A 26,688-nucleotide genomic window follows, 5' to 3' on the forward strand; every position below is an offset into this window, starting at 1 on the left:
GTTGTTCGGGGACTGCCGGGCCGGCTGTCCGGTCACTGCCTGAACGTGTTGATGATCTTGTCGTATGTTCCATCCCGCTTCATTTCGTCAAGGGTCTCCTGCCAGCGCTGGACGACTTCACGGGGGACGTCTGGAGAAAAAGCGATGTAGAGGGACTCCTTGCCCAGTGAGACCCCGGTGGGCGCGAACATTTCCGGCTTGAGTAAACGGTGCTGCCGAAGGAATGCCTCGAAATACCTGAGTCCCATCACCGCGAGCGACACCCGGCCGACAGCGAGCTTGGCGAAGTCGGAGAAGTGGCCGTTGCTGAGGTCCAGATTGTCGAAGCCCAGTTCTTCAAGGCGCCTGTGTGCGCCATGCTCACGGGTAACGGATATCTTGTTCACCTTCTTGGCATCATTCAAATCCGCTATGGAAATGTTTTCCTGAGCGTTTCGGAAGAACATGGGCTCAATTTCCGCCAGCGGCCCTACCAGCCAGAAACGGGAGCGATGCTTTTGTGTATCGGCTACCGGAAACAGGACCATCCCCTTCTTGTGCTGCAGGTCGTGATACCCGCGAGCCCAGGGCAGCAGTCGCACGGAATGCGGGTCGCGATCTTGTCTGCGGAGTATTTCCGCTATGACGCCCACGAAGCAGCCCGAGGGTTCACCGTCTTCGAAATAGGCATAGGGCGGGATGTTTTCGCCGACGATTCTCAAGTGATGGGCTGATGCGGAAAAGGGGGCCGCCAGAAGAATCGCGGCAAGAAGGGCTGCGGCCAGTGAAACGCGTTGCATGTCGAACCTCGTAGGCGTGAATCTAGCCTAGTTGGAGGTTGAATGGAACCCGTCTATATGTCTGAATGCTTTAGTCCGTGCAGATGGACCCGAGCAGGCGGATTTCGTCGCACCAGCCGTGGATCATATCCCCTTTCAGAGACTGGTGAAGCTGGAGCAACTGGGCAAGGGGAAAGTCGCGCCCCCACAGGGAGCGGTAGCCCACGACGCCGTGGCGTCGCAGGATCTGGGAGCCGAGGTTCCATACCGCCAGCGCCAGTTCGTCGCGCTCGAAGACCGTCTCCAGATGCCAGACGAGCGAGGGTTTGTCGCCGACCACCCTGCTGCCCGCAAAGTTCGTCTTGACGTGCAGCAGACTGCCTTCCGGGCGAACCGCCCATGCGTACAGCCACCCTTCGCCGAGCCATTCGAACTCGAAATGCCACGGGCCTTCGCCGCCGCGCTCGGAATATTCCGCCGCGTCAACGAGACAGTCGCACAGGTCCTTGAGCGGCTCCGAGAAGACCGAGGCAACGCTGAATTCGCAGGTCCTGTCCGCGGTGACGAGAGCGAGATCGAGCCAGCCCCGGCGAAGCTCGGTGAGATGCAGTGTGGGAGTGTCGTGTTCGGGCATTCGGATTCTCCGGCGCGGTTGAAGGCGTGGTGGATTCGTATCAGGCGGCGTCCTCGTCCGAGAGGGCCTCAAGCCTTCTGGATTCGAACATGCTGCCCCATTCGCAGAGCTGGCGGAGCAGCGGGATGATCGACTGGCCCAGCTCGGTGAGCGAGTACTCCACCTTGGGGGGGACCTGCGGGTAGACCTCTCGGTGGACGAGGTTGTCCGCCTCCAGCTCCCGGAGCTGCTGGGTAAGCATCTTCTGGGTGATGCTCGGCATGGAGCGCCTGAGCTCACTGAAGCGCAGCGTGCCCTTGTTGCCGAGATAGTACAGGATGATCGGCTTCCACTTGCCGCCCACGATCTGCAAAGTCAGCTCCATGGTGCAGTAGTATTGCCTGCCGTCCAGCGTCTTGATGGGGCAGTCTGCCATATATGATTCCCTCGGTATGTTTTTGGATACTATGGAACAACGCCGTGCGTACTTGCGTTTTGGTGTTCTTTAGCCCAAAACATGAGACAGGTAAAGAAAGCCCTGTTGGCTGAAATCAAATACTAGGAGGAAACATAAATGGAAGTCTTTGACGCAATAATGAACAGGCGCAGCATCCGGAAATTCACGGACGCTCCGGTGCCCGAGGAGACCGTGCGCGATGTGCTCGAAGCGGGCATGATGGCCCCGAGCGCGGGCAACGCCCAGCCGTGGCAGTTCGTGGTGGTTGACGCCCCGGAGAAACTCGCGGCCTGCAAGGAACTCAATCCCTACGCGGCAATGGCTCCAAAGGCTCCGGCGGGAATCCTCGTCTGCGGCGACACCAGCCTCGAGAAGTTCCCGGGGTTCTGGGTGCAGGACTGCTCCGCGGCCATCCAGAACATCCTGCTGGCGACTCACGCCAAGGGTCTCGGCGCGGTCTGGACCGGTATTTATCCGGTGGAAGAGCGCGTCGAAGGATTCAGGAATCTCTTCGGCCTGCCGGAAAATGTTGTGCCGCTGGCACTGATTGTAATGGGTGAACCCGCACAGCAGCCCACCGCCGAGTCCCGCTACAGGCAGGAGCGCGTGCACAAGAACGGATGGCAGGGCTAATGAAGAACGAACAGCCGACCGTACTGGTGCTTTTCGAGGCGAAGGCAGGATATGAAGAGCGTGCGCGCGAGGTGCTCCGTGAGCTGGTGCAGAAGAGTCTGCGCGACGAAGGGTGCCTTCAATACGACATGCACGAAAAGCCGGATCAGCCGGGGAGGTTCATGCTCTTCGAGCGCTGGGCTTCCCGTGAACTCCTGAGCGAGCATCAGGAAAAGGAATGGATGGCTGAACACGGCAGAAAAATTGGCGAAGTCATGGCCGCGGCGCCGGAGATCTCCTTCTGGACGCCGCTCTCCGAGAAGTGAGGCCGGCATTGTTCCCGGTCGGTCGATATTCGTTTTGATTCAGCGGGATGCATCCCGGGCGTGCGCTGGCGAGGCTGGCAATAAACCGCACGAAGTGATAAGGGTCGGTTGCAGCGGCGTACCCAATGCACAAAACGGATCAAGGGCCGAAGCCCGAGGAGAAGAACATGCGTGTTAAGAATCTTGTGCTGGCTGTGATGCTACTCGTTTCCGCGACCGCGGTGGCCGGTTGCGGCGCCATAATCGCGGGAACGGCAGCGGCCACCGGTACCTATGTTTACGTGGACGGACAGGCCAGGGCGGATTATCGCGCCGGTCTGGGACGGACCTACGACGCCTCTCTTGCGGCCTGCCGGAGCCTCGGCATGAATATCTCCGGACAGGAGATCGACGGCGATTCGGCCAGCATCAGCGCGGACTACCGGGGCGACGACGTCTGGATTCGCCTCTCGCTGGAGGCCGACAACTTCACCGAGGTCAGCGTCCGGGTCGGTCTGCTTGGCAACAAGGTCCGGTCCAGAAGGATTCATGACGCCATCGCGGCAAACCTTTAGGGCTGACCAGCGCAAAAGAGCAAGCGGCAGGCCGGTGCACCGGCCTGCCGCTTTTTAACGGCCCCGAAGTGCGAGCGTGACGGTCAGCCTCCGAGGTAGGCCTTTTTCACTTCGGGGTCCTCCATGAGTTGTTCGGAAGAGCCGCTGGCCACGATTTCGCCGGTGTCGATGACGTAGCCGCGGTGCGCGAATTTGAGTGCGAGGTTCGCGTTCTGTTCAATGAGCAGGATGGTCATGCCGTCCTTGTTCAGGTCCTTGAGCGCGCGGAACATGTCGTACATCAGAAGCGGCGCCAGTCCCATGCTTGGTTCGTCCAGCATGATGGTGGTGCTGCCGGACATGAGGGCGCGCCCCACCGCCAGCATCTGCTGCTCCCCGCCGGAGAGGGATTCACTGCGCTGCCTGCGTCGCTCGTCCAGACGCGGGAAGAGCGAGTATACCCGCCTGTAGTCTCGCTCCACGTCAGCGTGCGAGTCCTTGCGCGCATAGGTGGCGAGCTTGAGGTTTTCCTCCACGGTGAGGTTGCCGAAGATGTGGCGTCCTTCGGGCACGAGCACCAGATGCAGGTCGGAGACGACCTTGTCCGGCGGCATGGGGAGGATGGACTTTCCCTCGAACCGGATGTCGCCGGAGATGACCTTCGGCGCTTCCGGGGGCGGCAGGCGGGCGATGGACATGAGCGTGGTCGATTTGCCCGCCCCATTGGCGCCGATGAGGGTGACGATTTCGCCGCGCTGCACGCTGAACGAGATGCCGTGCAGGGCCTCGATGTTGCCGTACTTGACGTAGAGGTTGTCGATTTCGAGAAGCGGTGCGCTCATATCGTGTCGTCTCCGAGGTAGGCCTTGATAACCGTAGGGTCGTTCTGGATATCGTCGGCGGTGCCTTCCGAGATGGTGGCGCCGAAGTCGATGACCTTGATGAACTGGCAAAGGGATGTGACCACTTTCATCTGGTGCTCGATCATCCAGATGGTGATGTCGAAGGTGTCGTGAATCCAGCGCACCAGCGAGATGAGCTTTTCCACGTCCGCCGAGTTGAGGCCCGCCGCGGGTTCGTCGAGCAGCAGCAGCTTTGGCTGCACGCTCATGGCCCGGGCTATCTCCACGCGCCGTTGCAGGCCGTAGGGCAGGTTCGGCGGGTACTCATGTGCATAGTCCTTCAGGCTCATGGCCTCCAGCATCTCCCATGAGATTCGGTCGATGTTGGCCTCGCCCCTGCGGTAGCGTTTCGTGCGCAGAAAGGAGTCCCAGACCGTGTAGCCCATGCGGTAGTGCTGGGCGATGCGGATGTTGTCCAGCACGGTCATGTCGTGCCAGAGCCGGATGTTCTGGAAGGTGCGTGCCACGCCGCGCGCGGTGACCTGATGCGGCCTCATGCCGCGTGTATCCTTTCCCTGAATCAGAATGTCGCCTTCGGTGGGCTGGTAGAACCCGGAGACAAGGTTGAAGATGGTGGTCTTGCCCGCGCCGTTGGGGCCGATGAGGCCGACCAGCTCGCCGCCCTCCAGCGTGATGTTGAAGTCCGAAACGGCCTGTAGCCCGCCGAATCGCTGCGTCAGTCCGTCTATTTGAAGCAGTGGCATGGCTGGTTCCTATTTGAAGCTGTAGAAGCGCTTGAGTTTGGGGAAGAAGTCGGACAGTTCCCGGTTGCCCATGATGCCTTCGGGCCTGAACTGCATCAGCAGTACGAGGATCAGCGGAATGAGCACCCACTTGATGACTCCGGCCGATGGCTCCCAGTCGGGGATGACGGCCGTGACCGGTGTCAGGATGAAGTCGATGATGGACTGCGAGCGCAGCACTTCGAGCAGCGCCGTGAACAGGATGGCCGACAGCACCGCGCCGGAGAGCGACCCCATGCCGCCGAGATAGACCATGACCATGGCCTCGGTGGACTTGAGGATGCCGAAGGCGGACGGGTTGATGAAACCGACGATGTGAGCGAACAGCCCGCCCGCGATCCCCGCCAGCCCGGAGGAGAGCATGAAGTTGACGATTTTCATCTTGTTGGTGTTCACGCTCATTATCTCCGCCGCCACCTCGTCCTGACAGATGGCGTTGACGCCTTTGCCGTAGGTGGAAGAGACGAAGCGCCGGATGATCCAGACCGTCAGAGTCATGAATACCAGCACCCAGAACAGCATCCACGGCAGCTCGATGGTGTCCACCATGGCCCATACCGTATCCTTCATGCCCATGAAGCCGCTGGGCCCGCCGATGAACTTCATGTTCTCGATGCCCGAGATGATCATGTAGTTCACCGCGATGGTGATGATGGCGAGGTAGTCGCCGCGCGTCTTGAACGACGGCACGGCCACGAGGATGCCCGCCAGCGAGGCCACCAGCCCGCCGATGATGATGACCACCGGGAACAGGAACATGGCGTATTCGGCGGGGAAGAGCGGGTCGCCGAACTTGGACCCGAAGCACAGCACCGAGAGGATGGACGAGACGTAGGCGCCCACGCAGATGAAGGCCGCGTGGCCGCACGAGAATTCGCCCATGTTGCCGTTAACGAGGTTCAGGCTCGTGGCGATGATGATGTTGATGCCGGTGAACATGAATACCGACAGGGTGTAGTTGTTGATGAAGTCGTATTCATACTGGTTGTGGGCGATGAAGAGCAGCCCGACGCAGAACAGGGCGTATGCGATGTTGAACGTGTATTTCGTCATGATTCGGCCCCGCCTTAGATCTTGGTTGTGCGGGCCACGCCGAATAGCCCCGTGGGTTTGAGCCACAGGATGAACAGCAGGATGGAGAAGGCGAAGAAGTCGCGGTAGGTGGACGGAAAGACCGAGACCACGCCGATTTCGATGAAACCGAGCAGGAATCCGCCGACGAACGCGCCCCGGATGTCGCCGATGCCGCCCACGACGGCCGCGATGAACGCCTTCCAGCCGATGATGGCACCCATGAAAGGCTCGAGGATCGGGTAGGACATGGCGAAGAGCAGGCCCGCCAGTCCGGCGAAGCCAGAGCCAAGCACGAAGGTGAAGACGATGATGTTGTCGATGGGGATGCCCATGAGCGGGATGGCGAACTTGTCGTAGGAGATGCCGCGCATGGCCATGCCGATCTTGGTTTTGGTCACGATGAAGTTGAGAATGAGGAATACGGTCACGGCTGCGAAGATGACCAGTATCTTGAGGTTGGTCACGGCGACGCCGCCGATGTTCCAGACGGTCTTTTCCAGCAGCGTCGGGAACTTGAGCCTGCTGGCGCCGAACGCGGCGAGGTTGGAGTATTCGAGGATCAGGCCGCACATCAGGGCCGTGATGACCACATAGAGCCGGTGCGCCCCTTTTCTTCGCAATGGTCGGTAGGCGATTCGTTCAAGGGTGACCCCAACGCAGGCGGTGAGCATCATGGTCAGGGGAATGATGATCACGAACGCCAGAGCCGGGGATAGGCCCACCGTCGGCCCGAGCAGCATCGTGGCGAGGCCGAAGGCGATGTAGGCTCCCACCATGAAAACGTCGCCGTGGGCGAAGTTGATGAGCAGCAGAACACCGTAGACGAGGGTGTAGCCGAGCGCGATGAGCGCGTAGAAACTTCCCCACTGAAGGGCGTTGAGTATGTTCTGGATGATGAAGTCCACAGCAGTCTTTCCTATGAGAAATGTTTCCGTGTCGGTTCAGTCGGGACCCAAAAGCCCCGCGGGATCTTCCGTGTCTCGTCAAGCGGGCGGAGCCGTTCGGCTCCGCCCGGTGGCTGTAAGGGTTACGGGCAGACGGACTCGGCGAAGACGAAGTCTCCCTGATCGTCGATCTCGACGACCACGGCGCACTTGATGGGATCGCCCTGCTTGTCGAACTTCATGTCGCCGGTGATGCCGGGGAAGGACTTGATGGAGGCGAGGCCCTCGCGCACGAGCTTGCGCATCTTGCGGGGGTTGCGCTCCACGGTTCCGGCGTTCTGGATGGCCTGCAGCATGAGGCCGATGGCGTCCCAGGTCAGGGCCGCGTAGTCGGCGGGAACGGAGCCGTATGCTTCCTTGTAGCGGTCGATGAATTCCTTGGTGGCACCGGTGGCGCCTGCCGCTGCGTAGTGGGTGGAGAAATACTGGCCGTAGCAGTCCTCTCCGCAGAGCTTGATGAGGTCGGGGGTGCCCCATGCGTCGGCACCCATGAACGGACCCTGATAGCCGAGGTCCCGGGCCTGCGGAATGATCAGGGCGGTCTGGTTGTAGTTGTCCGGCACGAAGATGAAGTCCGGGTCGGCGGCGATTATCTTGGTCAGCTGTGCCGAGAAGTCCTGATCCTTGGCGCCGTGGGACACGAACGCGACGACGGAGCCTTCACCGTGTTTCTTTTCCCATGCTTCTCTGAACACGTTGGCGAGACCGTCAGAATAGGGGTTGGAAATGTCGAAGATGACCGCGGCCTTGGCGGCCTGGAACTTGGAGGACGCGAAGTTGGCTGCAACGACGCCCTGGAAATCATCGAGGAACGCTGCGCGGAATACCCACGGGCGATCAAGGGTGGTGTTCACGTTGGTGGACCACGGGGAGATCATGGGGACGCGGTTGTCGTTGCATGTGCCGCCGGCGGGAACCGCCTGGTTGGAGGAGTTGGGGCCGATGACCGCGACGACGCTTTCCTGCTCGATGAGCTTGAGGGCGGCGTTGACCGCGGAGTCCGGCTTGGACTCGTTGTCCATGTAGATGAATTCCAGCGGATACTGTTCGCCGCCGACTTCAAGCCCGCCGGCCTCGTTGATGTCCTCGAGATACATCTCGGCAGCGTTCTTGGACCCCTCGCCAACTTCGGGGATGTCCCCTGTCAGCGGCAGGTTGAACCCGATCTTGATGGGCTCGTTCGCCACGGCAGCGGTGGCCAGACACAGGCAGGCGGCGAGACTCAGGACGAGCGCGCCCAGTTTGCTGAAGCAATGACTCATTTCTTCCTCCTCAGATTGTGAAAGACAATACGGAAAACCCTCAAGTTCGATCAGGCTTACCCGATTGCTTCTCGAAAGAAAAGAGGTCATATTTTAACAAAAAAGACAATGTGATTTTCAGAATCGGTTAAAAGTGGACTTTTAAAGCAGCTATATTTGCAATGATGTTTAAAGAGGTTTGGCCTCCTTTGATAGTGTTCTAATTTTGTAAAAATCCAACCGAAGTTCGTTTTTTGAATTTTTGATGATTTTTTGATCGAAAAAGAGGTTGATGCGCAGTCACAGGCGCAAGGTTCTGCTCTTGGAAAAAGGCATAGAAAAAGGCCCACCGGGGTGGGCCTTCATGCGGAATCTTAGTGCAAAATTGTCGATTTTTATTTCGACTTTTTTTCCTTTCTTTTTTCAGCCTTTTCGATCTCCTCTTCGCGGAGGGCGCGTCTGAGAACCTTGCCGACCATGGTCTTGGGCAGCTCCTTGCGGAACTCGACCTGTTTGGGGACCTTGTAGTTGGCCAGCTTCTCACGGCAGAAGCTGATCACGTCCGACCTGGACATCTTCGTGTTCGGCTCGAGGACGATGTAGGCCTTGACGATTTCCCCGCGCTGGGGGTGAGGGATGCCCACGGTGACGGCCTCGCGGATGTCCGGATGCGCGTAGAGCACTTCGTCCACTTCGCGCGGGTAGATGTTGTACCCGCCGGAGATGATGAGGTCCTTCTTGCGGTCGACAATGAAAAAGTAGCCGTCCTCGTCCATGTATCCGATGTCGCCGGTGAAGAGCCAGCCGTTGCGCAGCACGTCCGCGGTGGCGTCGGGCCGGTTGTAGTAGCCTTTCATCACCTGCGGCCCCCGGATCACCAGTTCGCCCATTTTGCCCACGGGCAACGGGTCGCCCGCAACCTCCATGTCCACGATCTTGGCATCGGTGTCCGGAAAAGGCAGGCCGATGGAGCCGTTCTTGCGCTCGCCCCGGATCGGGTTCAGGTGTGTGACCGGCGAGGCTTCGGTGAGGCCGAATCCTTCAAGAATTTTCGCCCCGGCCATCTTGTATAAACTTTCGATGTACTCCACCGGCATGGGCGCCGAGCCGGAAACGCAGTACTGAATCGACTTGAGGTCGAATTTGGCGACGTTTTTCTGTTGCAGCAGCGAAATGTAAACGGAAGGGGCTCCGGGAAAGACCGTTGGTCGGTGCTTGTGGATGCCCTTGAGTACGTCCTGCGGCACATAGCGGGGGAAGGGGATGAGCGTTGCGCCTATGGAGATGGGCCACGTGCAGCAGGTGGTCAGCCCGTATATATGGAAATAGGGCAGCACGCCGAGGAATATCTGCGGGTTTTTGGAAAGCTCACTGAGCATGGCGCTGCACTGCTGGACGTTGGCCCCGAGGTTGAAGTGCGAGAGGACGCACCCCTTGGCGATGCCGGTGGTGCCGCCCGTGTACTGGAGCATGGCCATCTCGTCCGGGTCGATGTCGTCGCAGGTGTAGGTCTTGCGACCGGAGACAAGCGGCTTGAACGGCTGGACCTTCTTGCCGTCAAAGGGGATGGCCGGTTTCTTGCCTTCCCGGGCCGTCTTGACCCTGTAGAGCAGGTTCAACGGAAAGCGCAGAGAGTCTGCGATGGAGGTGAAGAAATATTTCTCGGTCGGCAGCTCGGGCATGAGTTTTTCCAGCTTGGGCCAGAGCATGTCCAGGGCGACCAGGAATCGCGCGCCGGAATCGTTGAACTGGTGAACGATTTCCGTTTCCATGTACAGCGGGTTGACCATGGTCACCACGCCGCCTGCGCGCAGGGTGCCCCAGTAGGCTATGAGCGTCTGGGGCAGGTTGGGCAGCATCAGGGCGACGCGGTCGCCGCGCTTGAGCCCCTGTTTCTTGAGATTGGCGGCGAAGACGCCGCTGAGCTGTTTGAGCTTGGCGTAGGTGCACGACCAGTTTTGGAAGATGATGGCCTTGCGGTTGGGCCACTTTCTGGCGGCCCTATCCAGATATTCGTGCATCGGCAGACGCTCGTAATCCAGATTTGGCGGCACCTCGGCATCGTACGATTCGACCCAGGGGCGGTGGAAGCTGTCCATGATATATCCTTCGAAACGATTATTGGCGGTAAAAACGGTTCGGCGGAAGGTATACCAGAGGGGCGAGGGGGGTCAACATTGGGAAGCCTCCCCCTGAAACCAGTGAGGCCCCGGTCGGACGGGACCGGGGCCTCTCGGGCGGGACGTATAGCATGGCGCCACAAAACGTGGCAGGAACACTTATGGTTCACGCAGGGGTAAAAAACAATAGGGACCTCCCATGTTCTGACCGGGAAAATCCCCTAGTTGTCGGAGGTATATGTATTAAACGAAGAGGCGCGCAGAAACCTCAGGCCGTGTTCGGATGAATGGGCACGGTTCTTGATAAAGGAATCGAGACGGAAAAAACCGCCAACATCTCGACACGGGGTAAAGCCGATCGTTTACCTAACCGATTATTCATTGTGTAGACGGTTTTTGATCCAAGTGCACTCCGCCCAACCGTAGGGGAATATGCGCTTCAGGCGGCGGTTTAATTGACATGCGGGACAGGCGCGGCTAGAACCGCAAGAGTTGTGAAAATGCCCATCGAGCCGGAGAAATGTTGAGTATATGAACGGTATGGAAGCACCAGCCGGTGAAAACCGGATCGTCAAACAGCTCATCTCGGAAGGGAACTACCTGAAGCCGAGCAAGAATACCCGCATCCTCGCGATGCTGGATGCGCTCTCGATCGACTGCGGACTTTCGCAGTTTGAGCTGGGCAAAAGGCTGAGTCTTTCCGGTGCGATGGTCAACCAGTACCTGCGGCAGATGCAGGCCGACGGTCTGGTTGAGTACGAGCCCGTCAACGGCAAGAGCTATCGGTACCAGTTGACCGAGAGGGGCGTCGCCAGACGCCGCAGGATGCTGGCCGATTATTCCTCGGAGACGGTGCGCATTTATACCACCGTCAAGGAATTCATTCGTGAACGTCTCTCCCCGCTGAGCGAGGCTGGCCTGCTGCGGCTGGCGCTGTTCGGGGCATCCGAGACCTGCGAGGTGGTGCTCTCCACCCTGCAGGACAGCCCGTTCAAGGTTGTGGCTCTGGTCGACAACAATTCAAATAAATACGGTCAATTGTTTCACGGTTACGTTGTTTCCTCCCCGGTGCTCATGGAGCAGTTGGATTTCGACGCCGTGGTGATCACCTCGTTCGGAAGGCAGGACGAGATTTACGCCCAAGTAGAGCCTCTGGCTCGAAAGAAGGGCATAGACATTGTGAGATTCTGATTATGGAACAGGTCAAGAGCGTCACGCTGCGGTCCGGAGTCACGATCGGCGAAGGTCATTCCTGCTTTGTCGTCGCGGAAATCGGCAACAACCATCAGGGCGATCCCGAAATCGCCGCGCGAATGATCAGGGAAGCCGCCCGTACCGGGGCGCAGGCGGTCAAATTCCAGAAGCGGCATACCGAATCGCTGCTCACCCGTGAGGGACGCGCCGCGGCCTATACCGGTTGCAACAGCTTCGGGCCCACCTACGGGGAGCATCGCGATGCGCTGGAGCTTTCCATTGAGGAGATGGGCGAGCTGAAGAAGCTCGCCGAGTCCCTCGGGCTGGTCTTCTTCGCCTCGGCATGGGACGACCCGAGCCTCGACGAGATCCTCTCGCTGGACGTGGAACTGCTCAAGATCAGTTCCGCAGAACTGGTGAACCTTCCGTTGGTCGCCAAATATGCGGCCGCGAACGTCCCGGTCATCCTTTCCACGGGCATGAGCTCCCTCGAGGAGATCGAAGCGGCCGTGGACGTCATCCGCTCCTATCATGACAATTTGATCCTGCTGCACTGCAACAGCACGTATCCGTGCCCCGAGGAGTGCATCGGCCTGCCCGTCATGGAAACCCTTTCCGAGCGCTTCGGCGTACCGGTGGGATACTCCGGACACGAACGCGGCCTCGGACCGAGCGTGGCTGCCGCGGCCCTTGGCGCACACGTCGTGGAGCGGCACTTCACCCTCGACAAGACGCTCAAGGGAACGGACCATCAGGTCTCCCTCGAGCCCGCAGACCTCGAGGCGCTGGTGACCATGATCCGCGAGACCGAGAAGGCCATGCAGGTGCGTGGCAAGATCGTTTTCCCAGAGGAGCAGTCGGCGGCCAAGAAGCTGCGCAAGTGCATCGTCTTTTCCCGCGACCTGCCTGCCGGTCACGTGGTGACTTCGGCGGACCTGACCACTCGCTGCCCGCGCGCCGGGGTGTCGCCAATGTACTGGGACGAGGTGGTCGGCGGCGTGCTGCGCCACAGCGTGAAGCACGAGCAGCCCGTACAGTGGGAAATGCTCGAGAAGCACGACGGCGAAACCCTCGAGGCGGCGAGCGCGCGGTATTGAGATCGGGAACGCGGATCGTGACGGGAAGGCGGCAACCATTATAGTTTGTCGTCAACCGTCTGATTCGTATTCACGTTTTGCGCCTGTTGCGCTAAGGTTCTCCAAATGCACCCGATGCGTCCAGGAGGGCTTCCATGAGCGCGGAACAGGATATTCTGCTTGAGACAGGTACCAATGAACTTGAAATAATTGAGTTCTTTGTTCACGAGAGTGTGGACGGAGAGCGTCACACGCATTATTTCGGGGTCAACGTCGCCAAGGTTCTGGAGGTGGTGGAGGCTCCGGACGGCCTGGAAGGGTCGGAGGCCGCCCCGCATCCGAGCTTTCTCGGAACAATCCCGCTTCGGGACCTCATCCTGCCCGTCATCGATTTGAGCGTCTGGCTCGACATGGAGCGAGACGCCGAGGAAAACGAGCCGATAATCGTAACGGAGTTCAACAACGCCGTGACCGGGTTCCGTGTTTCCGGCGTTACCCAGATTCACCGCGTCAACTGGCGCGACGTTGAGCCTCCCCCGCGCTATGTCGCGAGCTTCGATACCAACTGCATCACCGGCACGGTCAAGATTCAGGACCGCTTCGCGCTCATGCTGGACCTTGAACAGGTTCTGTCCGAGCTCGACGGCTCCGGCAGCCAGACCGGAACGGGAGAAGTGGAGCGTTCAGCGACCCGCTACCGCGCTCTGGTGGCGGATGACTCCACATCCGTGAGGGCGCTGCTCAGCAACAACTTTGCCTCAGCCAATTTCGAGGCAGAGGTGGTGGGCGACGGCGCAGAGGCCTGGTCCCGGCTGGAGAAGATTCGGGAACGCAGCCGTCAGGAAAACCGCAGTCCGTTGGAATATGTCGACGTTGTCGTCTCCGACATCGAGATGCCGCAGATGGACGGGTACACACTGACCCGCAAGATCAAGGAAGACCCCGTCCTCAAAGTCATTCCCGTCTGCCTCTTCTCGTCGCTCATATCCAAGGGCCTGCGCCACAAGGGCGAGTCGGTCAAGGCCGACGATCAGGTGACCAAGCCCGAATTCGACGAGCTGACCTCCCGGGTTATCCGGCTCATACAGGAATGGGATCCGGACAAAGCGGCTCGTTCCTGAGCTAGATTCCCCTGTTCTCGTTCAGGCAGCGCCTCAGGGAGCTCACTCCGCAGGAGTGATGCATGACCATAGGGATGTCCTTGCTTTTGACCACGCCCATGACTTCGTTGCGGGCCTTGTGGGAAATCTTGTTCGTGAACATGACCACCAGGTCGACACCGCCTACGCCGCCGCTTATGTTGCGTTCCTTCCCGGTGAAGAACTTCAGCTTGATGCCCTGCTTCTTGGCTTCGTTCATGTATTCCCTTTTCAGTCTGTCCATTCCGCCTACGAGTGCTGCGCACATGATGGTCTCCCTGTGTTGATATTGAGATTCGTTTTCAATTAAACAAAGCACGGCTCGGCTGTCAACAGGTTTGTCCGGGTTTTTATGATTCTCCGGGGATCCCGTGGTGGCCGTTCACGAAAGTGTATCGAGAATCTTCGTCATTCGGGACTATTGGACTACATGCTGGAGGCGCAGATTCATTGCTGCTGATATGGAGTGCGCCGGAGTTCGGCTGCGTGCCGAGCCGGGGCGGGAATAGTCATGCAGTGAAGGGGATCACGTTGTCGGCGAACTGGCGCACGGCTTCCTCGGCCGCATCAGTCCTGTTCACCTGATTGATCGTGTGTGCGTTGAGCATGTGGCTGACTTCCACGGCGGTGGGGATGGTGCGGAATGTCCATGCCTCGGCCCACGCTTCGCCGCGGAGGTAGGAGAGCGCCCAGCGCAGGGTGTGCCCATGGAAGTAGGCGGGGTTGGCGATGACCACGAGTGCCTTGCCGCGTCCGTCGAGCGCACGTTCGCGGAATCCTATCTTGCGCTCAACAGCGGTAAGCAGCGGGTAGGCGATGTGAAGGAATGCGCATCCGGACTGGGCGGCACGCACATGAAGATCCCACTCCGAATAAATGAAGTCCTCGCGGAACCGTTCCAGTCCATCGAAGGTCTCCTTCTTGACCACCACCGAAGGGCCGAGAACGTCGGTCCTGCGGATCGCTTCCTCGTCGAAGGGTGCCAGTCGCATCAGCCCGGAAGCTCCCCGGCCGCTCTTTTGCGACATGCGCACATAGTCGGTGTAGATGAAGTCCGCTTCCGGGACGTCCTCGCTGGCGTCGAGCACCTCGTCCAGATAGTGACGGTCGAGCCTATGCGAAGGGTGCAGGAAACTCAGGAGCGGCGCCTCCGCCTTGTCGGCCGCGGCGTTTCGCATGGCGGACACGGTGGCTTCGTCAGCCGTGGGGACGGTCTTGATCGGCATGTCGAGGGCGACTTCCCATACCCCAACGCTTTCGAGCAGGGGCTCCGGCGCGGCCACGATCAGTTCCGCACGGCCGGAGTCTTCATTCTGCATTGCGGCCGACTGTAGGGCGCGGGGCAGGAAGACATGCTCCTCGGCGAGCGTTATGATCAGTGAGGCTCTGGGGCTTCCTCTCATGTCCGAACCCTTCCGTGGGTTTTGCCTGCGACACGTCCATGTGCGCAATTCGGCTTCTTCGTGACCGTCTTATCGGCGCAGGGAGGGTATTCTTTAGGGCGGGGATGAAAAAAATCCTTTTTATGAAATGGCAGTGCGGGTTGCCACGCCTTGCGGGTTTGCGTATAAGTGAAAAGAAGCTGTCTCTTCGGATGGTTGGCAACTGTGATAATTCGACGGAGGATGCCGTGGCGGTCTTCAAGTGTCCCGATTGCGATTTCGAGAAACGCGTTGCCGACGATCTCGAGGGTCGGGCGGTACGGTGTCCTGTCTGCGCCGAAGTCTCGGTTGCCGGGGAAAGCCTTGATCTCAACATCGATCAGGGAGCGGGGCAGTTCGATGAAATCGCCGCCCCCGAGGATATCTGCCCCGATTGCGGCGCTGCGCTGGGCGTGTGTGATCGGCCCGGCGCTTGTCCGGAGTGCGGAGGCCCCGTGTGTGTCGTTCATGAAGAAGAACCGGAGTTGCCCGACCCGGATGACACCTCCGTGGACCTGAGCGACCTCGTGGACGAATCCGGCAAACCGTGGGAACCCGGCGAGCACCCGGATGATCCGGAGGGGCTTGAGGACGTTCGGGCAGGAGCGCGCGTGGAGCAGCGTGGGCGAGTCCTCGCCGGAGGCGTGTTTCCCAATCTCTTCGCCGGGATCGTATCCGGCCTGCTCGGGTACATTTCGGCCCTGTGCATGGCGCTCCTGGTCGGCTCGCAGGCCGACGGGGGCGTTTTTCTGCCCAATGCCGCCGCCATGGCGCTCGTTTCCGCCAGTGTCGGGGGTTTTCTCTTTTCCCTGCGAAGCAGGATTCCCTTTGCGCTGGCCGGCCCCGAGTCGGTCCTGTGCGGCGTTACCTTTCTTTATGCCGGGGCACTGTATTCCGGATTGGAGTCCGGTCCGGCCGATGCAGTGGTTCCGACTCTGACCGCGGGCATCCTCGCTGCCGGGCTCTGCACAGGGTTCACGCTCTACATCCTGGGGCGCGTGGGGGCCGGCGTCTGGGTCCGCTACACGCCGGTGCAGGTCATCGGCGGCGTGGTCGGCGGTATCGGATTTTTCATCGTGCTCGCGGCGCTGTCTCTCATGACGGGAGATGGTAGCGTACCGCACGCGGGGCTTTCGGTCTTCCAGTTCATGGATTGGGAGCGCATTGCCACGGCCGACCCCATGCGGGTGCTCCCGCCGATCCTTTTCGGCTTTTTCCTCTATATTCTGTCCGGACGCTTCCGAAACAGCCTGTGGCTGCTGTGCGTGCTGGTGGCAACTCTGATCGGCGTGCAGGCGCTGGAGATCTGGGGGCATGGCGGCCTCTGGACGCGCATCCTGCTGATCCCGGCCGGAATCCCGGTGAATGCCGAGGCGTTCCACGCCGAAGTGCTGAGTCTCGGCTTCTGGGACCGTGTACAGTGGCAGGTCATACTGGACAACGCCTATTTCATCGGCGCGCTGATGGCCATCGCGTTCATCAAGGTCACCTACCGGGGGACGCTTCTGGAGGCCGAGGTCTCGCCTTCCGAGGGAGGCGTGGGCGATTTCGAGTCAGTGGGTTTGGCAAATTTCGGCTCGGCAGTGCTCGGAGGCATGCCCGTTTCCTTTTCGCGGGGACGCAGCCTCGGTAGCCTCGCCATAGGCGGCAAGGGAGCGCTGGCTGGTGTGCTGGCCTCTTTGATCTGCGGCGGGCTCTACCTTGCCGGAGACGCGCCCGTGGGATTTCTGCCTCGATTCGCGCTTGAGGGAATGCTGATTTTCTTTGGCCTAGCGCTGATTCGCGACTGGATGTTCAAGGTGCGCTCCGCGTTCTATCGTCGTGACGATACCCTCGTGATGATGCTGGTGTTTTTCATGACCATCCTGCTCGGAGTGGTCATCGGGATCGGTTTCGGGGTGGCTTTCGGCGCGCTCATGAGCATCCGGCGCTACAGCCGAGACGGCGGCGTGCGGGGCGAGCTCTCCGGCTCGGTGTTTCACAGCAACGTGGACCGCTCTCCGGCTCAGGCGCGGGTTTTGCGCGAGGTGGGCGAGCACGTGCACGTGGTGAGCCTGCGCGGCTTCGTGTTTCTCGGGACCATGCAGGACATGGTGGAACGCATCCGCGAACGCATTCTCGATCAGGAAAAGCTGGACGTGGAGTACCTCATTGTCGATTTCGGCAAAGTCTCCGGCTTCGCCTCGTTTTCCAATCTGGGTTTCGGGATGCTGCGAAATCTCGCACTCGACGAGGAGCTCAACGTCATCTTTACGCGAGTCCCGTTCGAGTTGGAGGAGTACCTTGCCAAGAGCGGGTTCGCCATCAACGACATGGAAGGGTCATTTCGCATTTTCATCAATCTCGATTACGCGCTGGAGTGGTGTGAAGAGCGACTGCTCGAAGCCGAGGGCATGACCTCGAAGGCGCAGGGAACCCTTGTGCAGATGCTGGGACCGGCTTTTGCCGACGAGCGGTATGCGCAGGCTCTGGTCAAGGTCATGAAACGCATCGAGGCCAGTGACGGGGACGTCCTCTTCCGGCAGGGAGATCCCTCGGACACCATGTACTTCGTGGAAAGCGGATCGCTCGAAGTGGAGCTGCAGAAAGACGGCAGGCGGTTCAGGCTCAAGAAGGTCGGCCCCGGCGCGGTGGTGGGCGAGATGGGCATCTATACGGAGGCCCCAAGAACGGCCACGGTCAAGGCCGCCGAGCGGACCGTGCTGTACATCTTGACGAGCGAGAAGCTCCGTGCAGTGGAGCGCAAGGTCCCCAAACTGGCTACCGCGCTTGACCGCTATCTCATCAACCTGCTTTCGGACCGCCTCTCGGACGCAAATTTACGGGGACGCGAGCTGATTTAGTCCAGTGTCTCGACGTACTCTCTCAGGGCGTCGCGCCAGTGTCTTGGCGTGACGCCCGTTTTTTCGGTGAAGCGGGAGGTGTCGAGGACGGAATAGGCCGGGCGAACCGCGCGCGTTGGCCACTCGGAGGAGGAAATGGGAGTTATCTCGCACGGGATGTCGGACATGCCGACCGCGGCGGAGGCGAGGTCGTGCCATGTGGCGGTTCCGGAGTTGGTGAGATGGTAGACGCCGGTAGCGTCACGTTCCACGAGTCGCAGCGTGTTTTCCGCGAGGTCCGGGGTGTAGGAGGGGGAGCCGGTCTGGTCCGCCACGACCTTGAGTTGGTCGCGTTCGGCGGCAAGTTCCAGTATTCGCTGGACGAAATTCATTTTTCCGGGGCCGAAGAGCCATGCAACGCGGATGATCAGCGTATGCTTGTAATCCAGATCGAGCAGCCCCTGCTCTCCGGCGGCCTTGCTGATGCCGTAGACGGACACCGCGCCGGGGCGGTCCGTTTCGAGGTACGGCATGTTGGCGTTGCCCTTGAAGACGAAGTCCGTGCTGAAGTGTACGAACAGGGCATTGAAGCGAGAGGCCTGCGCGGCCAGAAGCGGCGGAACCGTCGCGTTGAGCGCGAAGGCTTTCTCTTCCTCGTCCTCTGCGGTGTCCACCTGCGTGTAGGCCACGGCGTTGAAGACCGCATCGGGTCGGAATTCACCCAGAATCCCGGCCACTGCGGCCTGATCGAGGACGTCCACATCCTCGCTCGAGAGCGCCAGCACCTCGGCGCCTTCCTCCCGCAGTCGCGCGGAAAGCGCCTGTCCCAGCAGTCCGGTCCTTCCGCCGAAGACGACGGCTCTCATCCCCTGAGTTTGCATTACGTCCGATCCTCGTACCATTGGTCCATGAAATTGCGGTAGGCACCGCTTTGCACCTGTTTCAGCCAGTCGCCATGACCGTCATACCATTCGAGAGTTTTCACGAGCCCGTCGCGGAATCCTGTAGTGGGGGCGAAGCCGAGTTCCTCGCGGGCCAGTTTGAAGTCCATGGCGTAGCGCAGGTCGTGCCCGGGCCGGTCCTTGACGAAGGTTATCAGCGACTCGGGTTTGCCGAGGATGGAAAGGATGGTGCGCACCACGTCGAGGTTGGTCTCCTCCGCGTCACCGCCGAAGTTGTAGGCCTGCCCGTCACGGCCCTTGAGCAGTGAGAGTTCCACGCCGAGGCAGTGATCCTCCACCCATATCCAGTCACGCACGTTCATGCCGTCGCCGTAGACGGGCAGCGGCTGATCCGACTTGGCCCTGAGGTAGATGAGCGGGATGAGCTTTTCCGGAAACTGATAGGGGCCGTAATTGTTGGAGCAGCGAGTTACCACCATGGGCATGCCGTAAGTCTCGAAATAGGCCCGAGCCATCATGTCTGCCGATGCTTTGCTGGCCGAGTATGGGCTGTTGGGAGCCAGAGGGGTGTCCTCCGTGAACTTTCCTTCCGGGCCCAGCGTACCGTAGACCTCGTCGGTGGAGACGTGCACGAAGCGGGAAATATCGTTCTGCCGGGCGCATTCCATGAGGTTCTGTGCGCCCTGAATGTTGGTGGTCACGAACGGGGAGGGGTCGTTGATGGATCGGTCCACATGGGACTCGGCAGCAAAGTTGACCACGGCGTCCAGGTGCGGGTCTTTCATCAGTTCCATGCACAGGTCGCGGTCGCAGATGTCGCCCTGCACAAAGGAGTAACGCGGCTCGTTCTGTTCAAGATCCAGAAGGTTCAGCCGGTTGCCCGCGTAAGTGAGTTTGTCGAGGTTGACGATCTGCCAGTCCGGATGCTTCCGGAGCATCATGCGGATGAAGTTGGTGCCGATGAATCCGCAGCCGCCGGTGACGAGAATTTTCATGTATCGGTCCTGAGAAGTCTTGTTTATCTGGGTGCCGGGAATCGTCCCAATCAATACAGGCAGCCCGGAAAAATGACAAGCGCGCTTATGCCGGAAGCAGGCCGGTCCGGCCAAGCGCCTGATAGAGAAGGATGCCGGTGGCCGTGGACTGGTTCAGGCTGCGAACGGCGTCGCGAATGGGGATTCGCACGTGACGGGTGAAGCGGTCCAGCACCTCGGCGGGAATGCCTCGTGTCTCCGGGCCGATCAGGATGGCGTCATCCGGTTCAAAGGCGAAGTCGTGCAGCAGGGTACCGCCGCGTGCGCTTGAACAGACCACGCCGCCCTCGTGCGATTGGAGGAAATGGTCGAGGTCAGGGTGCACGGTCACGTCCACGTGCGGCCAGTAGTCCAGCCCGGCGCGCTTGAGATATTTGTCCTCCAGCGAGAACCCCAGCGGCTCGATGAGATGCAGCGGGGTGCCGGTGGCGGCGCACAGGCGCGCGATGTTGCCGGTGTTCGGCGGAATTTCCGGTTCGTAAAGGACGATCTTCATGCGCGGCAAAATAGCCGCGAAACCGCTAGACGTCCACCTTGATTTCGGCCTTGCCCGGGGCGAACCCCTTGAGGGTGCTGAGCATGCCGCGAACCGTTGCCGCGATCATCTTTTCCACGAACGGGTTGGTGCCGAGCGGCGTGCCGTTGATGCTGATCTCCGCGGCGCTTTCAAGGGAAACGCAGTCGTTCACCGAGGCCTGTCCCGAAACGATTTCCGCGGCGAGGGCCTTGCAGCTTTCCCTTCCGCAGGCCTCGCAGTCCAGTGCGGGCAGGACGAAGCCGCGTTCAAGCACGATGTCCACCAGTTCCCGCGGGTCAGAGGTGTTCGGAATGCCGGGGATTTCGTACTTTCCGTAGACCGCGACGGCCAGTTCCGGGGAGAGCCAGTCGAGGCCTTCGGCGGGCTCCTCGTCCAGCACCAGCACCCGCGGCATCCAGCCGAGGTATTTGCCGCCTTCGACCACCATGAACTCCGCGTCCATCAGGGGCAACAGGTCGGCCAGCGGACGTACCTTGGGCCACAGGGCAAAAGCTTCGTTCGGGCCAAAGCCGAGGACGCCGGTACAGTGTTCGGCGTAACGGGCGGTGTCCGTATCCTGACGGTCGAAGCCGTGATTGGAATGCTTGGCGGCGGAAACGCGGATGCCGCGCTGTTTCAGTTCCGCGCAGAGTGCGAGGCCGAGAGTGGTCTTTCCGGCTTTCTTGGGGCCGACGATGGATACCGCCTTCATGCGTTTTCTCCCTGTGTGGTCTTCTGTTTCACAATGCTGCCGCGCTCCATGCAGATGACGGTGTCGCTCACCGCGTGCAGCCACTTCATGTCGTGACTGACGATGACCAGGGTGGTGCCGAAGCGCGACCTTGCGGAGAGCGCGGCTTCGCGGATGGTCGCGGCGCTGGCTTCGTCGAGACTTGCCGTGGGTTCGTCCAGAAGCAGCAGGGCCGGACGGAACGCCAGACGGGCCGCCAGCGCCACGCGCTGCGCCTCTCCGCCGGAGAGTTCATACCACTTCCGCTGACAGAATGCGACGGGGTCGAGTCCCACCAGTTGCAGTGCCTCGTGAACCCGTTCCTTTTCGCCTTCGATGCCTCGCGCCCGGAGTCCGAAGGCCACGTTGGCGAAGACGCTCTGCTTGAGCAGGAACGGCTCCTGAAGAAGAAGCGACACATCACGGTGCCCCGGGGCGGACGCGGCGTCGGTGCGCTCCCCGTTCAAAAGTACCGTGCCGAGGGCCGGGGCCTCGAGCTGGGCCATTATGCGCAGGAGGGTGGACTTGCCGCAGCCGTTTGGACCGCTCAGGCCGGTGATGCTTCCCTGTTCGAGGCAAAGGTAGGGGATGTCCAGCACGTCTCGCCCGCAGTACTGCTGGCGGATCTCGAAAAGTTCACAGATGGGACGGCTCACTGTCCGGCCCTCCGCTTGAGCGTGGCAACGCCGATGTTCACGGCGAACGCCACTGCCAGCAACACCATGCCCAGCGCTATGCCGGTGTCGAACTCGCCCTTGCCGGTTTCCAGCGCGATGGCTGTGGTGATGGTCCGGGTATGCCACTTGATGTTGCCGCCGACCATCATGGAGATGCCCACCTCCGAGACGATCCGTCCGTAGGCCGCAACAGCGGCGAGCATGAGGCTGTACCGGGTTTCCAGAATGGTTGCCGTAAGCATTTGACGCTTGCTCGCGCCGAGGGTGATGAGCGTGGGTTTGAGCCTCCTGTCCTGAGACTCCACGGCGTTGGCCGTCATGGCCACCACGATGGGCATGCCCAGCATGAATTGGCCGATGGCGATGCCGGGGATGGTGAAGAGCAGTTCAAGATCGCCCAGCGGGCCACGGTTGGAAAGGAAGGCGTACACCACCAGCCCGATGACCACGGTGGGAAAGGAGAGCAGGGTATCCACGATGGTTCGCAGGGCCTTCTTGCCGCGAAAGTCGTTGTGGCCGAGAAGAAACCCCAGCGGGATGCCCGCGGCCAGACATGCGGCGATGGAAAGCGTGGACACCGCGACGGTGGTCCAGATGGCGGAAAAAGTCTCGGGGTCGCCCCCGAAAAGCAGCCCGAAGGCTCTGATAAACCCGTTCAGCAGGTAGTCCATGGCCCGTCCGTGCAAAAAGCGCGGCGCAGAGTTGTTTTCTGCGCCGCGCGTCGTTGCGAGTTTCTGCGGTTACTTGGCGTTGGGGATGAAGAGTTTCTTGCCGAGCAGGCGGAAGTCGCCGATGGCCTTCTGCACGTCGGGGGAAGCCATCCATTCGATGAACTTGGTAGCGAGCTTGTACTCGGCCTTCTTGCACTTTTCAGGATTCACGGCCAGCGCGCTGTACTGGTTGAAGAGCACCTCGTCACCTTCCACCAGCACCTTCAGCGGCGGGTTGCCGTCGTGGTTGGCGCTGAACTTGATGAAGGTGCCGCGGTCGGTCATGGTGTAGGCGCCCTTCTCGGTGGCAACGGTGATGGTGGGCAGCATGCCCTGACCGGTCTGGATGTACCAGTCCTGCTTGTCGGGAACGGCCATGTCGGCGGCCTTCCACAGGGAAATTTCCTTCTTGTTGGTGCCGGAGTCGTCACCGCGGGAAGCGAACTCGGCCTTGGCACCGGCGATGGCCTGCATGGCATCGACCACGCTCATGTCCTTGATGCCGGCGGGGTCGGATTCGGGGCCGATGATGACGAAGTCGTTGTACATCAGTTCCTTGCGGTCCACGAGGGCGCCGGAGTCGACATATTTCTGTTCGGCTGCCGGGGCGTGCACGAGCACGATGTCCACGTCGCAGTTGTCGGCCATCTTCAGCGCCTTGCCGGTGCCCACAGCCACGAACTTGAGTTCGATGCCGGTGTCCTTCTGGAATTTGGGGGCGATGAGTTCATCCAGCAGGCCGGTGTTGGCGGTGCTGGTGGTGGTGGCCATCATCAGGCTCTCCGCAAGGGCCGAACCGGCCATGAAGGCGGTCAGCATCAGGCAGACAAGGGCGATTTTCAGGGATTTCACAGGGTACCTCCGCTCGTTGGTTGTCATTCCGTGTCATCAAGGCCGAACTCGTGGCTCGGCAGAACCTCTTCTCCCATGACTTCCGACGCCCGCTTACGGGCATACTGCTCCACGTCCGCGTAAAAGGCCGTGAAGCGTTCCATGAGGGTCCGACCCTCATCCGAAAGTCCGAACCGCTGTCCCTGGCCGGGAGTCTTGGTCACAAGCTTCGTCCCAACACGCTTTTCGGTCTTCTTGAGGCGTCCCCAGGCACGGCGATAGCTCATGCCCAGCTCCTCGGCCGCCCGCTTGAGCGAGCCGAGTTCATCAATCTTTCTCAGCAGCAGGGTGCTGCCGATGCCGATGTAAAGTTCCTGATCCTCTTCGATCCAGACCCGAAGTCGAAGCGTTGGTTTCGATCGCTTGGCACTCATTGTCACCGTCCAGTTTTCGCAGTTAGGGCAGGATTGCCTGATTGCGAGAATTAAGTCAACACGGACATAATACTAACGGTCTGACACCGCTAAAGGGAGACAGTCTCGAAGGTGGGGCCGTCCATGTCGATGATGAGCATGCTGCCGGCGAGCGGAGATTTCTTTCCGGCGAGAATGCGCAGGACTTCTCGCGCCATGACCGAGGAGACGAGGTTGACGGTCGGAGCGGGGCATCCGAGCCTGTCCTCGGCCGAGTCGTCCGTGCCCATGATGTCCCCCGGGCCGAGCTGTCCCGGCATGACCACGCCCACGTATCCGGTCCACCCCGCCAGAGCGCCCGTCACGAGCGGAACGCCCCGATCGGACGCGGCCTCCTGCAACGCCGGGCGGTCCCTGAGTCCGCCAAGCGCGTCCACGGCCACGTCGCAGTCTCGGAGCAGTTCCGTGAATCCCGAACGGTCCAGAAACACGGCTTCTGCATCGAACTCCACGGAAGGGTTGACGTCACGGCAACGCCGGACGGCGGCCTCGGCCTTGTCTCTGCCGAGCATGTTCATTTCGGAAAGCGCCTGTCGATTGAGATTGGATTCTTCGAACGCATCGCCATCCACAGCGCGGATACGTCCCACACCGGAGCGCGCCAATGTTTCCATCATCAGCCCGCCAAGCCCGCCGAGACCCACCTGCGAAACCCTGCCGCGAAGCAGCCCGATCTGATCCGAACGGCTGATACCGTTCATGCCACGCAGATATCGCCGAGGATACATTCCGTTCTCAAGCGCAAGCGCCTCGATTTGCCAGCCTACGGTCCCGAAACGTGTCGCGATCCCCGCGATAGCCTCATGCGATACAACAGGCGCCCGGCCGTTCGGCGTGTCGTCCTCGCGCGCACCGGTTCGCAACGCATCGAGAATGGCGGACTCGTCCATATCAGCCACCACCCACCGCCGGGAACAGCCCGAGGCGATCGCCGTCCCCGAGTTCCGTGTCCAGCCCCTCGCGAGCGCTGTTCACGAACATCAGGTGGACCTCATCCTCGTCAATGCCCAGACGATTCACCACAGACGCAACAGTCTCACCCGCCTCAATCGGAAAATCATCCGAATTCTCAGGCAGACGGCTTGCCAAGGTCGCAAAACATTTTACCTGTATTTTCATGCAGGCAATGTATCGCCACAACCGCCCCAAAGCAACACCGCAAGTCCATTTGCATCAAACCAGTCAATGTGATTAACTCGAATCATGGCTATCGATACCGCAGCATCGGCCATCTCTGCGGCCTCCACGGCCCAGCAGGTCAATGCAAACAACCTCGCCAACGTCAATACGGACGAATTCAAGGCCTCCTCAACCGTCTTCGAAGAAAACCGAAGCGCAGGAGTGCAGGTGTCCGACATCCGAAAGGATAACTCCCCCGGTCCCATGGTCGGCGGCACCGAAGGCTCCAACACCAACGTCGCACGCGAAATGATAGGACTCATGCGCAACGAGCACATGGTGGGAGCCAACGCGGCCGTCGTCCGAGCCCAGGAAGAAATGACCGGTCACATCATCAATATGATCGCCTGATCAGTGCCTCCGGCGGCTCTTCGAGGGCCCTCCGGGGGCTTAAGAACCCTTTTGCAAAAGGGTTCTTAAGAATCTCCCAAAAACCTTTGGCCTGCCAAGCCGCTTTGAGGCTTTCAGAAAGCCTTGGCGCGTAGGCGGCTTGGCGGGGACGAATGGCGGTTGCCGGTCGTAAGTGGCGGGAAGCGCTTAGGGGGAGAGCTGATGATCCAAGAAGTTCACACATGAATCTCCCTCAGCCAAGACGCAAGGCACCAAAATCCCCGTCAGCGGGGTTGCAGCTGTGACGCGAGTTCTGCGGCCGCATGAATCGTGTAGCTGCAACCCCGCTGACAAACCAGGGATTGCAAAGGGGGCCCGCCCCTTTGCCGGGGTGCAGGGGCGGAGCCCCTGCCCGCCGGAGGCACCCGGCTGGAGGCGTGCGGTGTGGTTCTTTAAAATCAAATGGTTACCATGTCAGGCAACCCTCTGCTCGGACCATTTTTCTTTTCGGTGGCTCGTGTTTGTGGCTTCAGGTCATGCGCAGGGCTGTAGCCTCAATCTCGGGACCCTGCGCCAGCCGTCAGTCTTCGCCTTCGACCTTGTCCCAAGGGGACTGGCCGTCTGCCAGCGTCTGCATGCTTTTGTTCAAAGCATCCACAGCTCGGTTGTTCTGGGTAAGCCGGTGGATGTATCGCTCGGTGGTGCGTTTGGATACATGGCGGAGCAATTGCTGGATATCCAGAATGTTCGCGCCGGCTTGAATACCGATGCTGCCTGCAAGATGACGGACACCATGGAAGCCGAACCTCTTCACGCCTGCTTTTTTGCAGAGTCTGCCAAGCCAGCGATTGTGAGTGTCTTTGACCATTTTATGCGTCTGGTCAAAGACATGTTCCGCTTTCCCGGCTTGCAGCTTGCGTTTTGCAAACTCGACCCGAAGCGAATCGGCCATGGGAATCAGGTCATATTCCCAGTCACCGCCGTTTCGCTTGCGGGTCCAGAGGCCAACGGTTTTGCGGTCAAAGTCGACCTCATCCCACTTGATACGGAAGATTTCGGACTTGCGTCCTGCGGTGAAGAAGGTGGTCAGGAGCACTAAGCGTTCGTATTCGTCCGCGAGATCCACCACAGCCTTGAAATCGACGAAGAGCGGGACATACCTTGGATGACGCTCTTCGGGGAACTTGTCCACCAACTGAAAGGGGTTGACCCGGTTCATATTGTGGTACTTTATCCCCCAGTGCCAAGCTGCGACGAGGTTTTTCCGGTCCTTGTTGGCCGCATTGCCAGTCTTGCGCTGCTTCAGGTTGCTCAGGTGCTCCAAGGCGAC

30 protein-coding genes are annotated in these 26,688 nt (G+C 60.3%); 8 read left to right on the plus strand and 22 right to left on the minus strand.

Going from position 1 to position 26,688, the window contains the following annotated elements:
• Nucleotides 1–32: 32 nt before the first annotated feature.
• The 3 genes from BR24_RS01870 to BR24_RS01880 form a co-directional block, all read right to left on the minus strand.
• Nucleotides 33–779, minus strand: a complete 747-nt coding sequence (locus BR24_RS01870; protein WP_496539818.1) for a substrate-binding periplasmic protein — start codon at nucleotides 777–779, stop codon at nucleotides 33–35.
• Nucleotides 780–849: 70 nt separating this feature from the next.
• Nucleotides 850–1,392 (minus strand): hypothetical protein, encoded by a 543-nt coding sequence (locus tag BR24_RS01875; RefSeq protein ID WP_496539819.1) that lies wholly within the window; start codon nucleotides 1,390–1,392, stop codon nucleotides 850–852.
• A gap of 40 nt (nucleotides 1,393–1,432) precedes the next feature.
• Nucleotides 1,433–1,807 carry a winged helix-turn-helix transcriptional regulator gene (locus tag BR24_RS01880; protein WP_496539820.1) on the minus strand — a complete coding sequence of 125 codons (375 nt, stop codon included), beginning with the start codon at nucleotides 1,805–1,807 and terminating at the stop codon, nucleotides 1,433–1,435.
• A 138-nt stretch (nucleotides 1,808–1,945) separates the two neighbouring features.
• Between BR24_RS01880 and BR24_RS01885 the strand changes: the two genes are divergently transcribed.
• From BR24_RS01885 to BR24_RS01895, 3 genes are all read left to right on the plus strand, one after another.
• Nucleotides 1,946–2,461: a nitroreductase family protein gene (locus BR24_RS01885; protein WP_496539821.1), complete on the plus strand. Its 516-nt coding sequence runs from the start codon at nucleotides 1,946–1,948 to the stop codon at nucleotides 2,459–2,461.
• Nucleotides 2,461–2,766 (plus strand): putative quinol monooxygenase, encoded by a 306-nt coding sequence (locus tag BR24_RS01890; protein ID WP_496539822.1) that lies wholly within the window; start codon nucleotides 2,461–2,463, stop codon nucleotides 2,764–2,766. Before BR24_RS01885 ends, BR24_RS01890 begins: the two co-directional genes overlap by 1 nt.
• A 167-nt stretch (nucleotides 2,767–2,933) precedes the next feature.
• Nucleotides 2,934–3,320 (plus strand): DUF3568 family protein, encoded by a 387-nt coding sequence (locus BR24_RS01895; protein WP_496539823.1) that lies wholly within the window; start codon nucleotides 2,934–2,936, stop codon nucleotides 3,318–3,320.
• 83 nt (nucleotides 3,321–3,403) lie between these two features.
• On the opposite strand, the gene BR24_RS01900 is transcribed toward BR24_RS01895, so the two are convergent.
• The 6 genes from BR24_RS01900 to BR24_RS01925 form a co-directional block, all read right to left on the minus strand.
• The gene (locus BR24_RS01900; protein WP_496539824.1) at nucleotides 3,404–4,141 is read right to left on the minus strand and encodes an ABC transporter ATP-binding protein; all 738 of its coding nucleotides are present in this window, start codon (nucleotides 4,139–4,141) and stop codon (nucleotides 3,404–3,406) included.
• Nucleotides 4,138–4,905 carry an ABC transporter ATP-binding protein gene (locus BR24_RS01905; protein ID WP_496539825.1) on the minus strand — a complete coding sequence of 256 codons (768 nt, stop codon included), beginning with the start codon at nucleotides 4,903–4,905 and terminating at the stop codon, nucleotides 4,138–4,140. The genes BR24_RS01900 and BR24_RS01905 overlap by 4 nt, the downstream gene beginning before the upstream one ends.
• A 9-nt stretch (nucleotides 4,906–4,914) precedes the next feature.
• Nucleotides 4,915–5,997, minus strand: a complete 1,083-nt coding sequence (locus BR24_RS01910) for a branched-chain amino acid ABC transporter permease (RefSeq protein WP_496539826.1) — start codon at nucleotides 5,995–5,997, stop codon at nucleotides 4,915–4,917.
• A 14-nt stretch (nucleotides 5,998–6,011) separates the two neighbouring features.
• Nucleotides 6,012–6,923, minus strand: a complete 912-nt coding sequence (locus BR24_RS01915; RefSeq protein ID WP_496539827.1) for a branched-chain amino acid ABC transporter permease — start codon at nucleotides 6,921–6,923, stop codon at nucleotides 6,012–6,014.
• 122 nt (nucleotides 6,924–7,045) lie between these two features.
• Nucleotides 7,046–8,224, minus strand: a complete 1,179-nt coding sequence (locus BR24_RS01920; RefSeq protein ID WP_496539828.1) for an ABC transporter substrate-binding protein — start codon at nucleotides 8,222–8,224, stop codon at nucleotides 7,046–7,048.
• 374 nt (nucleotides 8,225–8,598) lie between these two features.
• A complete protein-coding gene (locus tag BR24_RS01925; protein WP_496539829.1) occupies nucleotides 8,599–10,302 on the minus strand; it encodes a long-chain-fatty-acid--CoA ligase in 1,704 nt (567 codons plus the stop codon).
• Nucleotides 10,303–10,863: 561 nt separating this feature from the next.
• On the opposite strand from BR24_RS01925, the gene BR24_RS01930 reads away from it, so the two are divergent.
• The 3 genes from BR24_RS01930 (at nucleotide 10,864) to BR24_RS01940 (ending at nucleotide 13,714) form a co-directional block, all read left to right on the plus strand.
• Nucleotides 10,864–11,514, plus strand: coding sequence for a winged helix-turn-helix transcriptional regulator (locus BR24_RS01930; protein WP_496539830.1), 651 nt, complete (start codon nucleotides 10,864–10,866; stop codon nucleotides 11,512–11,514).
• A 2-nt stretch (nucleotides 11,515–11,516) separates the two neighbouring features.
• On the plus strand, nucleotides 11,517–12,614 hold the full coding sequence (locus tag BR24_RS01935; RefSeq protein WP_496539831.1) for an N-acetylneuraminate synthase family protein: 1,098 nt from the start codon (nucleotides 11,517–11,519) through the stop codon (nucleotides 12,612–12,614).
• Between the two features lie 134 nt (nucleotides 12,615–12,748).
• Nucleotides 12,749–13,714 carry a chemotaxis protein gene (locus BR24_RS01940; RefSeq protein ID WP_496539832.1) on the plus strand — a complete coding sequence of 322 codons (966 nt, stop codon included), beginning with the start codon at nucleotides 12,749–12,751 and terminating at the stop codon, nucleotides 13,712–13,714.
• 1 nt (nucleotide 13,715) lies between these two features.
• On the opposite strand, the gene BR24_RS01945 is transcribed toward BR24_RS01940, so the two are convergent.
• A complete protein-coding gene (locus BR24_RS01945) occupies nucleotides 13,716–14,000 on the minus strand; it encodes a DUF2325 domain-containing protein (RefSeq protein WP_496539833.1) in 285 nt (94 codons plus the stop codon).
• 241 nt (nucleotides 14,001–14,241) lie between these two features.
• On the minus strand, nucleotides 14,242–15,135 hold the full coding sequence (locus tag BR24_RS01950; RefSeq protein ID WP_496539834.1) for a glycosyltransferase family protein: 894 nt from the start codon (nucleotides 15,133–15,135) through the stop codon (nucleotides 14,242–14,244).
• A gap of 227 nt (nucleotides 15,136–15,362) precedes the next feature.
• On the opposite strand from BR24_RS01950, the gene BR24_RS01955 reads away from it, so the two are divergent.
• Nucleotides 15,363–17,996 carry a cyclic nucleotide-binding domain-containing protein gene (locus tag BR24_RS01955; protein WP_496539835.1) on the plus strand — a complete coding sequence of 878 codons (2,634 nt, stop codon included), beginning with the start codon at nucleotides 15,363–15,365 and terminating at the stop codon, nucleotides 17,994–17,996.
• Here the strand turns inward: BR24_RS01955 and rfbD are convergent.
• The 10 genes from rfbD to BR24_RS02005 all read right to left on the minus strand — a co-directional run bounded on the left by rfbD (nucleotide 17,993) and on the right by BR24_RS02005 (nucleotide 24,968).
• On the minus strand, nucleotides 17,993–18,856 hold the full coding sequence (gene rfbD / locus BR24_RS01960; RefSeq protein WP_496539836.1) for a dTDP-4-dehydrorhamnose reductase: 864 nt from the start codon (nucleotides 18,854–18,856) through the stop codon (nucleotides 17,993–17,995). The genes BR24_RS01955 and rfbD overlap by 4 nt on opposite strands.
• Nucleotides 18,856–19,872, minus strand: coding sequence for a dTDP-glucose 4,6-dehydratase (gene rfbB / locus BR24_RS01965; RefSeq protein ID WP_496539837.1), 1,017 nt, complete (start codon nucleotides 19,870–19,872; stop codon nucleotides 18,856–18,858). The genes rfbD and rfbB overlap by 1 nt, the downstream gene beginning before the upstream one ends.
• Nucleotides 19,873–19,957: 85 nt before the next feature.
• Entirely contained in the window at nucleotides 19,958–20,407 is a 450-nt protein-coding gene (locus tag BR24_RS01970) for a tRNA (cytidine(34)-2'-O)-methyltransferase (protein ID WP_496539838.1), read from the minus strand.
• A gap of 25 nt (nucleotides 20,408–20,432) precedes the next feature.
• Nucleotides 20,433–21,140, minus strand: coding sequence for a molybdopterin-guanine dinucleotide biosynthesis protein MobB (locus tag BR24_RS01975; RefSeq protein ID WP_496539839.1), 708 nt, complete (start codon nucleotides 21,138–21,140; stop codon nucleotides 20,433–20,435).
• Entirely contained in the window at nucleotides 21,137–21,814 is a 678-nt protein-coding gene (locus BR24_RS01980) for an energy-coupling factor ABC transporter ATP-binding protein (RefSeq protein WP_496539840.1), read from the minus strand. Before BR24_RS01980 ends, BR24_RS01975 begins: the two co-directional genes overlap by 4 nt.
• The gene (locus BR24_RS01985; protein WP_496539841.1) at nucleotides 21,811–22,506 is read right to left on the minus strand and encodes an ABC transporter permease; all 696 of its coding nucleotides are present in this window, start codon (nucleotides 22,504–22,506) and stop codon (nucleotides 21,811–21,813) included. The genes BR24_RS01980 and BR24_RS01985 overlap by 4 nt, the downstream gene beginning before the upstream one ends.
• A gap of 69 nt (nucleotides 22,507–22,575) precedes the next feature.
• Nucleotides 22,576–23,397, minus strand: coding sequence for an ABC transporter substrate-binding protein (locus BR24_RS01990; protein WP_496539842.1), 822 nt, complete (start codon nucleotides 23,395–23,397; stop codon nucleotides 22,576–22,578).
• A gap of 23 nt (nucleotides 23,398–23,420) precedes the next feature.
• A complete protein-coding gene (locus BR24_RS01995; protein ID WP_496539843.1) occupies nucleotides 23,421–23,810 on the minus strand; it encodes a winged helix-turn-helix domain-containing protein in 390 nt (129 codons plus the stop codon).
• 89 nt (nucleotides 23,811–23,899) lie between these two features.
• On the minus strand, nucleotides 23,900–24,739 hold the full coding sequence (locus BR24_RS02000; RefSeq protein ID WP_496539847.1) for a HesA/MoeB/ThiF family protein: 840 nt from the start codon (nucleotides 24,737–24,739) through the stop codon (nucleotides 23,900–23,902).
• A gap of 1 nt (nucleotide 24,740) precedes the next feature.
• A complete protein-coding gene (locus BR24_RS02005) occupies nucleotides 24,741–24,968 on the minus strand; it encodes a MoaD/ThiS family protein (protein WP_496539844.1) in 228 nt (75 codons plus the stop codon).
• Between the two features lie 84 nt (nucleotides 24,969–25,052).
• Here BR24_RS02005 and BR24_RS02010 point away from each other — a divergent pair, with 84 nt between their 5' ends.
• On the plus strand, nucleotides 25,053–25,379 hold the full coding sequence (locus BR24_RS02010) for a flagellar basal body protein (RefSeq protein ID WP_496539845.1): 327 nt from the start codon (nucleotides 25,053–25,055) through the stop codon (nucleotides 25,377–25,379).
• Between the two features lie 559 nt (nucleotides 25,380–25,938).
• Here the strand turns inward: BR24_RS02010 and BR24_RS02015 are convergent.
• Nucleotides 25,939–26,688: site-specific integrase (locus BR24_RS02015; protein ID WP_496539846.1), on the minus strand; the 750-nt coding region annotated here is incomplete at its 5' end.

Source organism: Pseudodesulfovibrio halophilus DSM 5663, from assembly GCF_059568665.1.

Excerpts from the sequence above, each read along its gene's own strand:
- BR24_RS01970 (WP_496539838.1), bottom strand. The coding sequence starts at position 20,407 with ATGAAGATCGTCCTTTACGAACCGGAAATTCCGCCGAACACCGGCAAC.
- BR24_RS01975 (WP_496539839.1), bottom strand. The coding sequence starts at position 21,140 with ATGAAGGCGGTATCCATCGTCGGCCCCAAGAAAGCCGGAAAGACCACT.
- BR24_RS01870 (WP_496539818.1), bottom strand. The coding sequence starts at position 779 with ATGCAACGCGTTTCACTGGCCGCAGCCCTTCTTGCCGCGATTCTTCTG.
- BR24_RS01950 (WP_496539834.1), bottom strand. The coding sequence starts at position 15,135 with ATGAGAGGAAGCCCCAGAGCCTCACTGATCATAACGCTCGCCGAGGAG.
- BR24_RS01935 (WP_496539831.1), top strand. The coding sequence starts at position 11,517 with ATGGAACAGGTCAAGAGCGTCACGCTGCGGTCCGGAGTCACGATCGGC.
- rfbB (WP_496539837.1), bottom strand. The coding sequence starts at position 19,872 with ATGAAAATTCTCGTCACCGGCGGCTGCGGATTCATCGGCACCAACTTC.
- BR24_RS01930 (WP_496539830.1), top strand. The coding sequence starts at position 10,864 with ATGGAAGCACCAGCCGGTGAAAACCGGATCGTCAAACAGCTCATCTCG.
- BR24_RS01885 (WP_496539821.1), top strand. The coding sequence starts at position 1,946 with ATGGAAGTCTTTGACGCAATAATGAACAGGCGCAGCATCCGGAAATTC.
- BR24_RS02000 (WP_496539847.1), bottom strand. The coding sequence starts at position 24,739 with ATGGACGAGTCCGCCATTCTCGATGCGTTGCGAACCGGTGCGCGCGAG.
- BR24_RS01905 (WP_496539825.1), bottom strand. The coding sequence starts at position 4,905 with ATGCCACTGCTTCAAATAGACGGACTGACGCAGCGATTCGGCGGGCTA.
- BR24_RS01985 (WP_496539841.1), bottom strand. The coding sequence starts at position 22,506 with ATGGACTACCTGCTGAACGGGTTTATCAGAGCCTTCGGGCTGCTTTTC.
- BR24_RS01920 (WP_496539828.1), bottom strand. The coding sequence starts at position 8,224 with ATGAGTCATTGCTTCAGCAAACTGGGCGCGCTCGTCCTGAGTCTCGCC.
- BR24_RS01900 (WP_496539824.1), bottom strand. The coding sequence starts at position 4,141 with ATGAGCGCACCGCTTCTCGAAATCGACAACCTCTACGTCAAGTACGGC.
- BR24_RS01895 (WP_496539823.1), top strand. The coding sequence starts at position 2,934 with ATGCGTGTTAAGAATCTTGTGCTGGCTGTGATGCTACTCGTTTCCGCG.
- BR24_RS02010 (WP_496539845.1), top strand. The coding sequence starts at position 25,053 with ATGGCTATCGATACCGCAGCATCGGCCATCTCTGCGGCCTCCACGGCC.
- BR24_RS01910 (WP_496539826.1), bottom strand. The coding sequence starts at position 5,997 with ATGACGAAATACACGTTCAACATCGCATACGCCCTGTTCTGCGTCGGG.
- BR24_RS01875 (WP_496539819.1), bottom strand. The coding sequence starts at position 1,392 with ATGCCCGAACACGACACTCCCACACTGCATCTCACCGAGCTTCGCCGG.
- BR24_RS01940 (WP_496539832.1), top strand. The coding sequence starts at position 12,749 with ATGAGCGCGGAACAGGATATTCTGCTTGAGACAGGTACCAATGAACTT.
- BR24_RS01880 (WP_496539820.1), bottom strand. The coding sequence starts at position 1,807 with ATGGCAGACTGCCCCATCAAGACGCTGGACGGCAGGCAATACTACTGC.
- BR24_RS01925 (WP_496539829.1), bottom strand. The coding sequence starts at position 10,302 with ATGGACAGCTTCCACCGCCCCTGGGTCGAATCGTACGATGCCGAGGTG.
- BR24_RS01890 (WP_496539822.1), top strand. The coding sequence starts at position 2,461 with ATGAAGAACGAACAGCCGACCGTACTGGTGCTTTTCGAGGCGAAGGCA.
- BR24_RS01945 (WP_496539833.1), bottom strand. The coding sequence starts at position 14,000 with ATGTGCGCAGCACTCGTAGGCGGAATGGACAGACTGAAAAGGGAATAC.
- BR24_RS01995 (WP_496539843.1), bottom strand. The coding sequence starts at position 23,810 with ATGAGTGCCAAGCGATCGAAACCAACGCTTCGACTTCGGGTCTGGATC.
- BR24_RS02005 (WP_496539844.1), bottom strand. The coding sequence starts at position 24,968 with ATGAAAATACAGGTAAAATGTTTTGCGACCTTGGCAAGCCGTCTGCCT.
- rfbD (WP_496539836.1), bottom strand. The coding sequence starts at position 18,856 with ATGCAAACTCAGGGGATGAGAGCCGTCGTCTTCGGCGGAAGGACCGGA.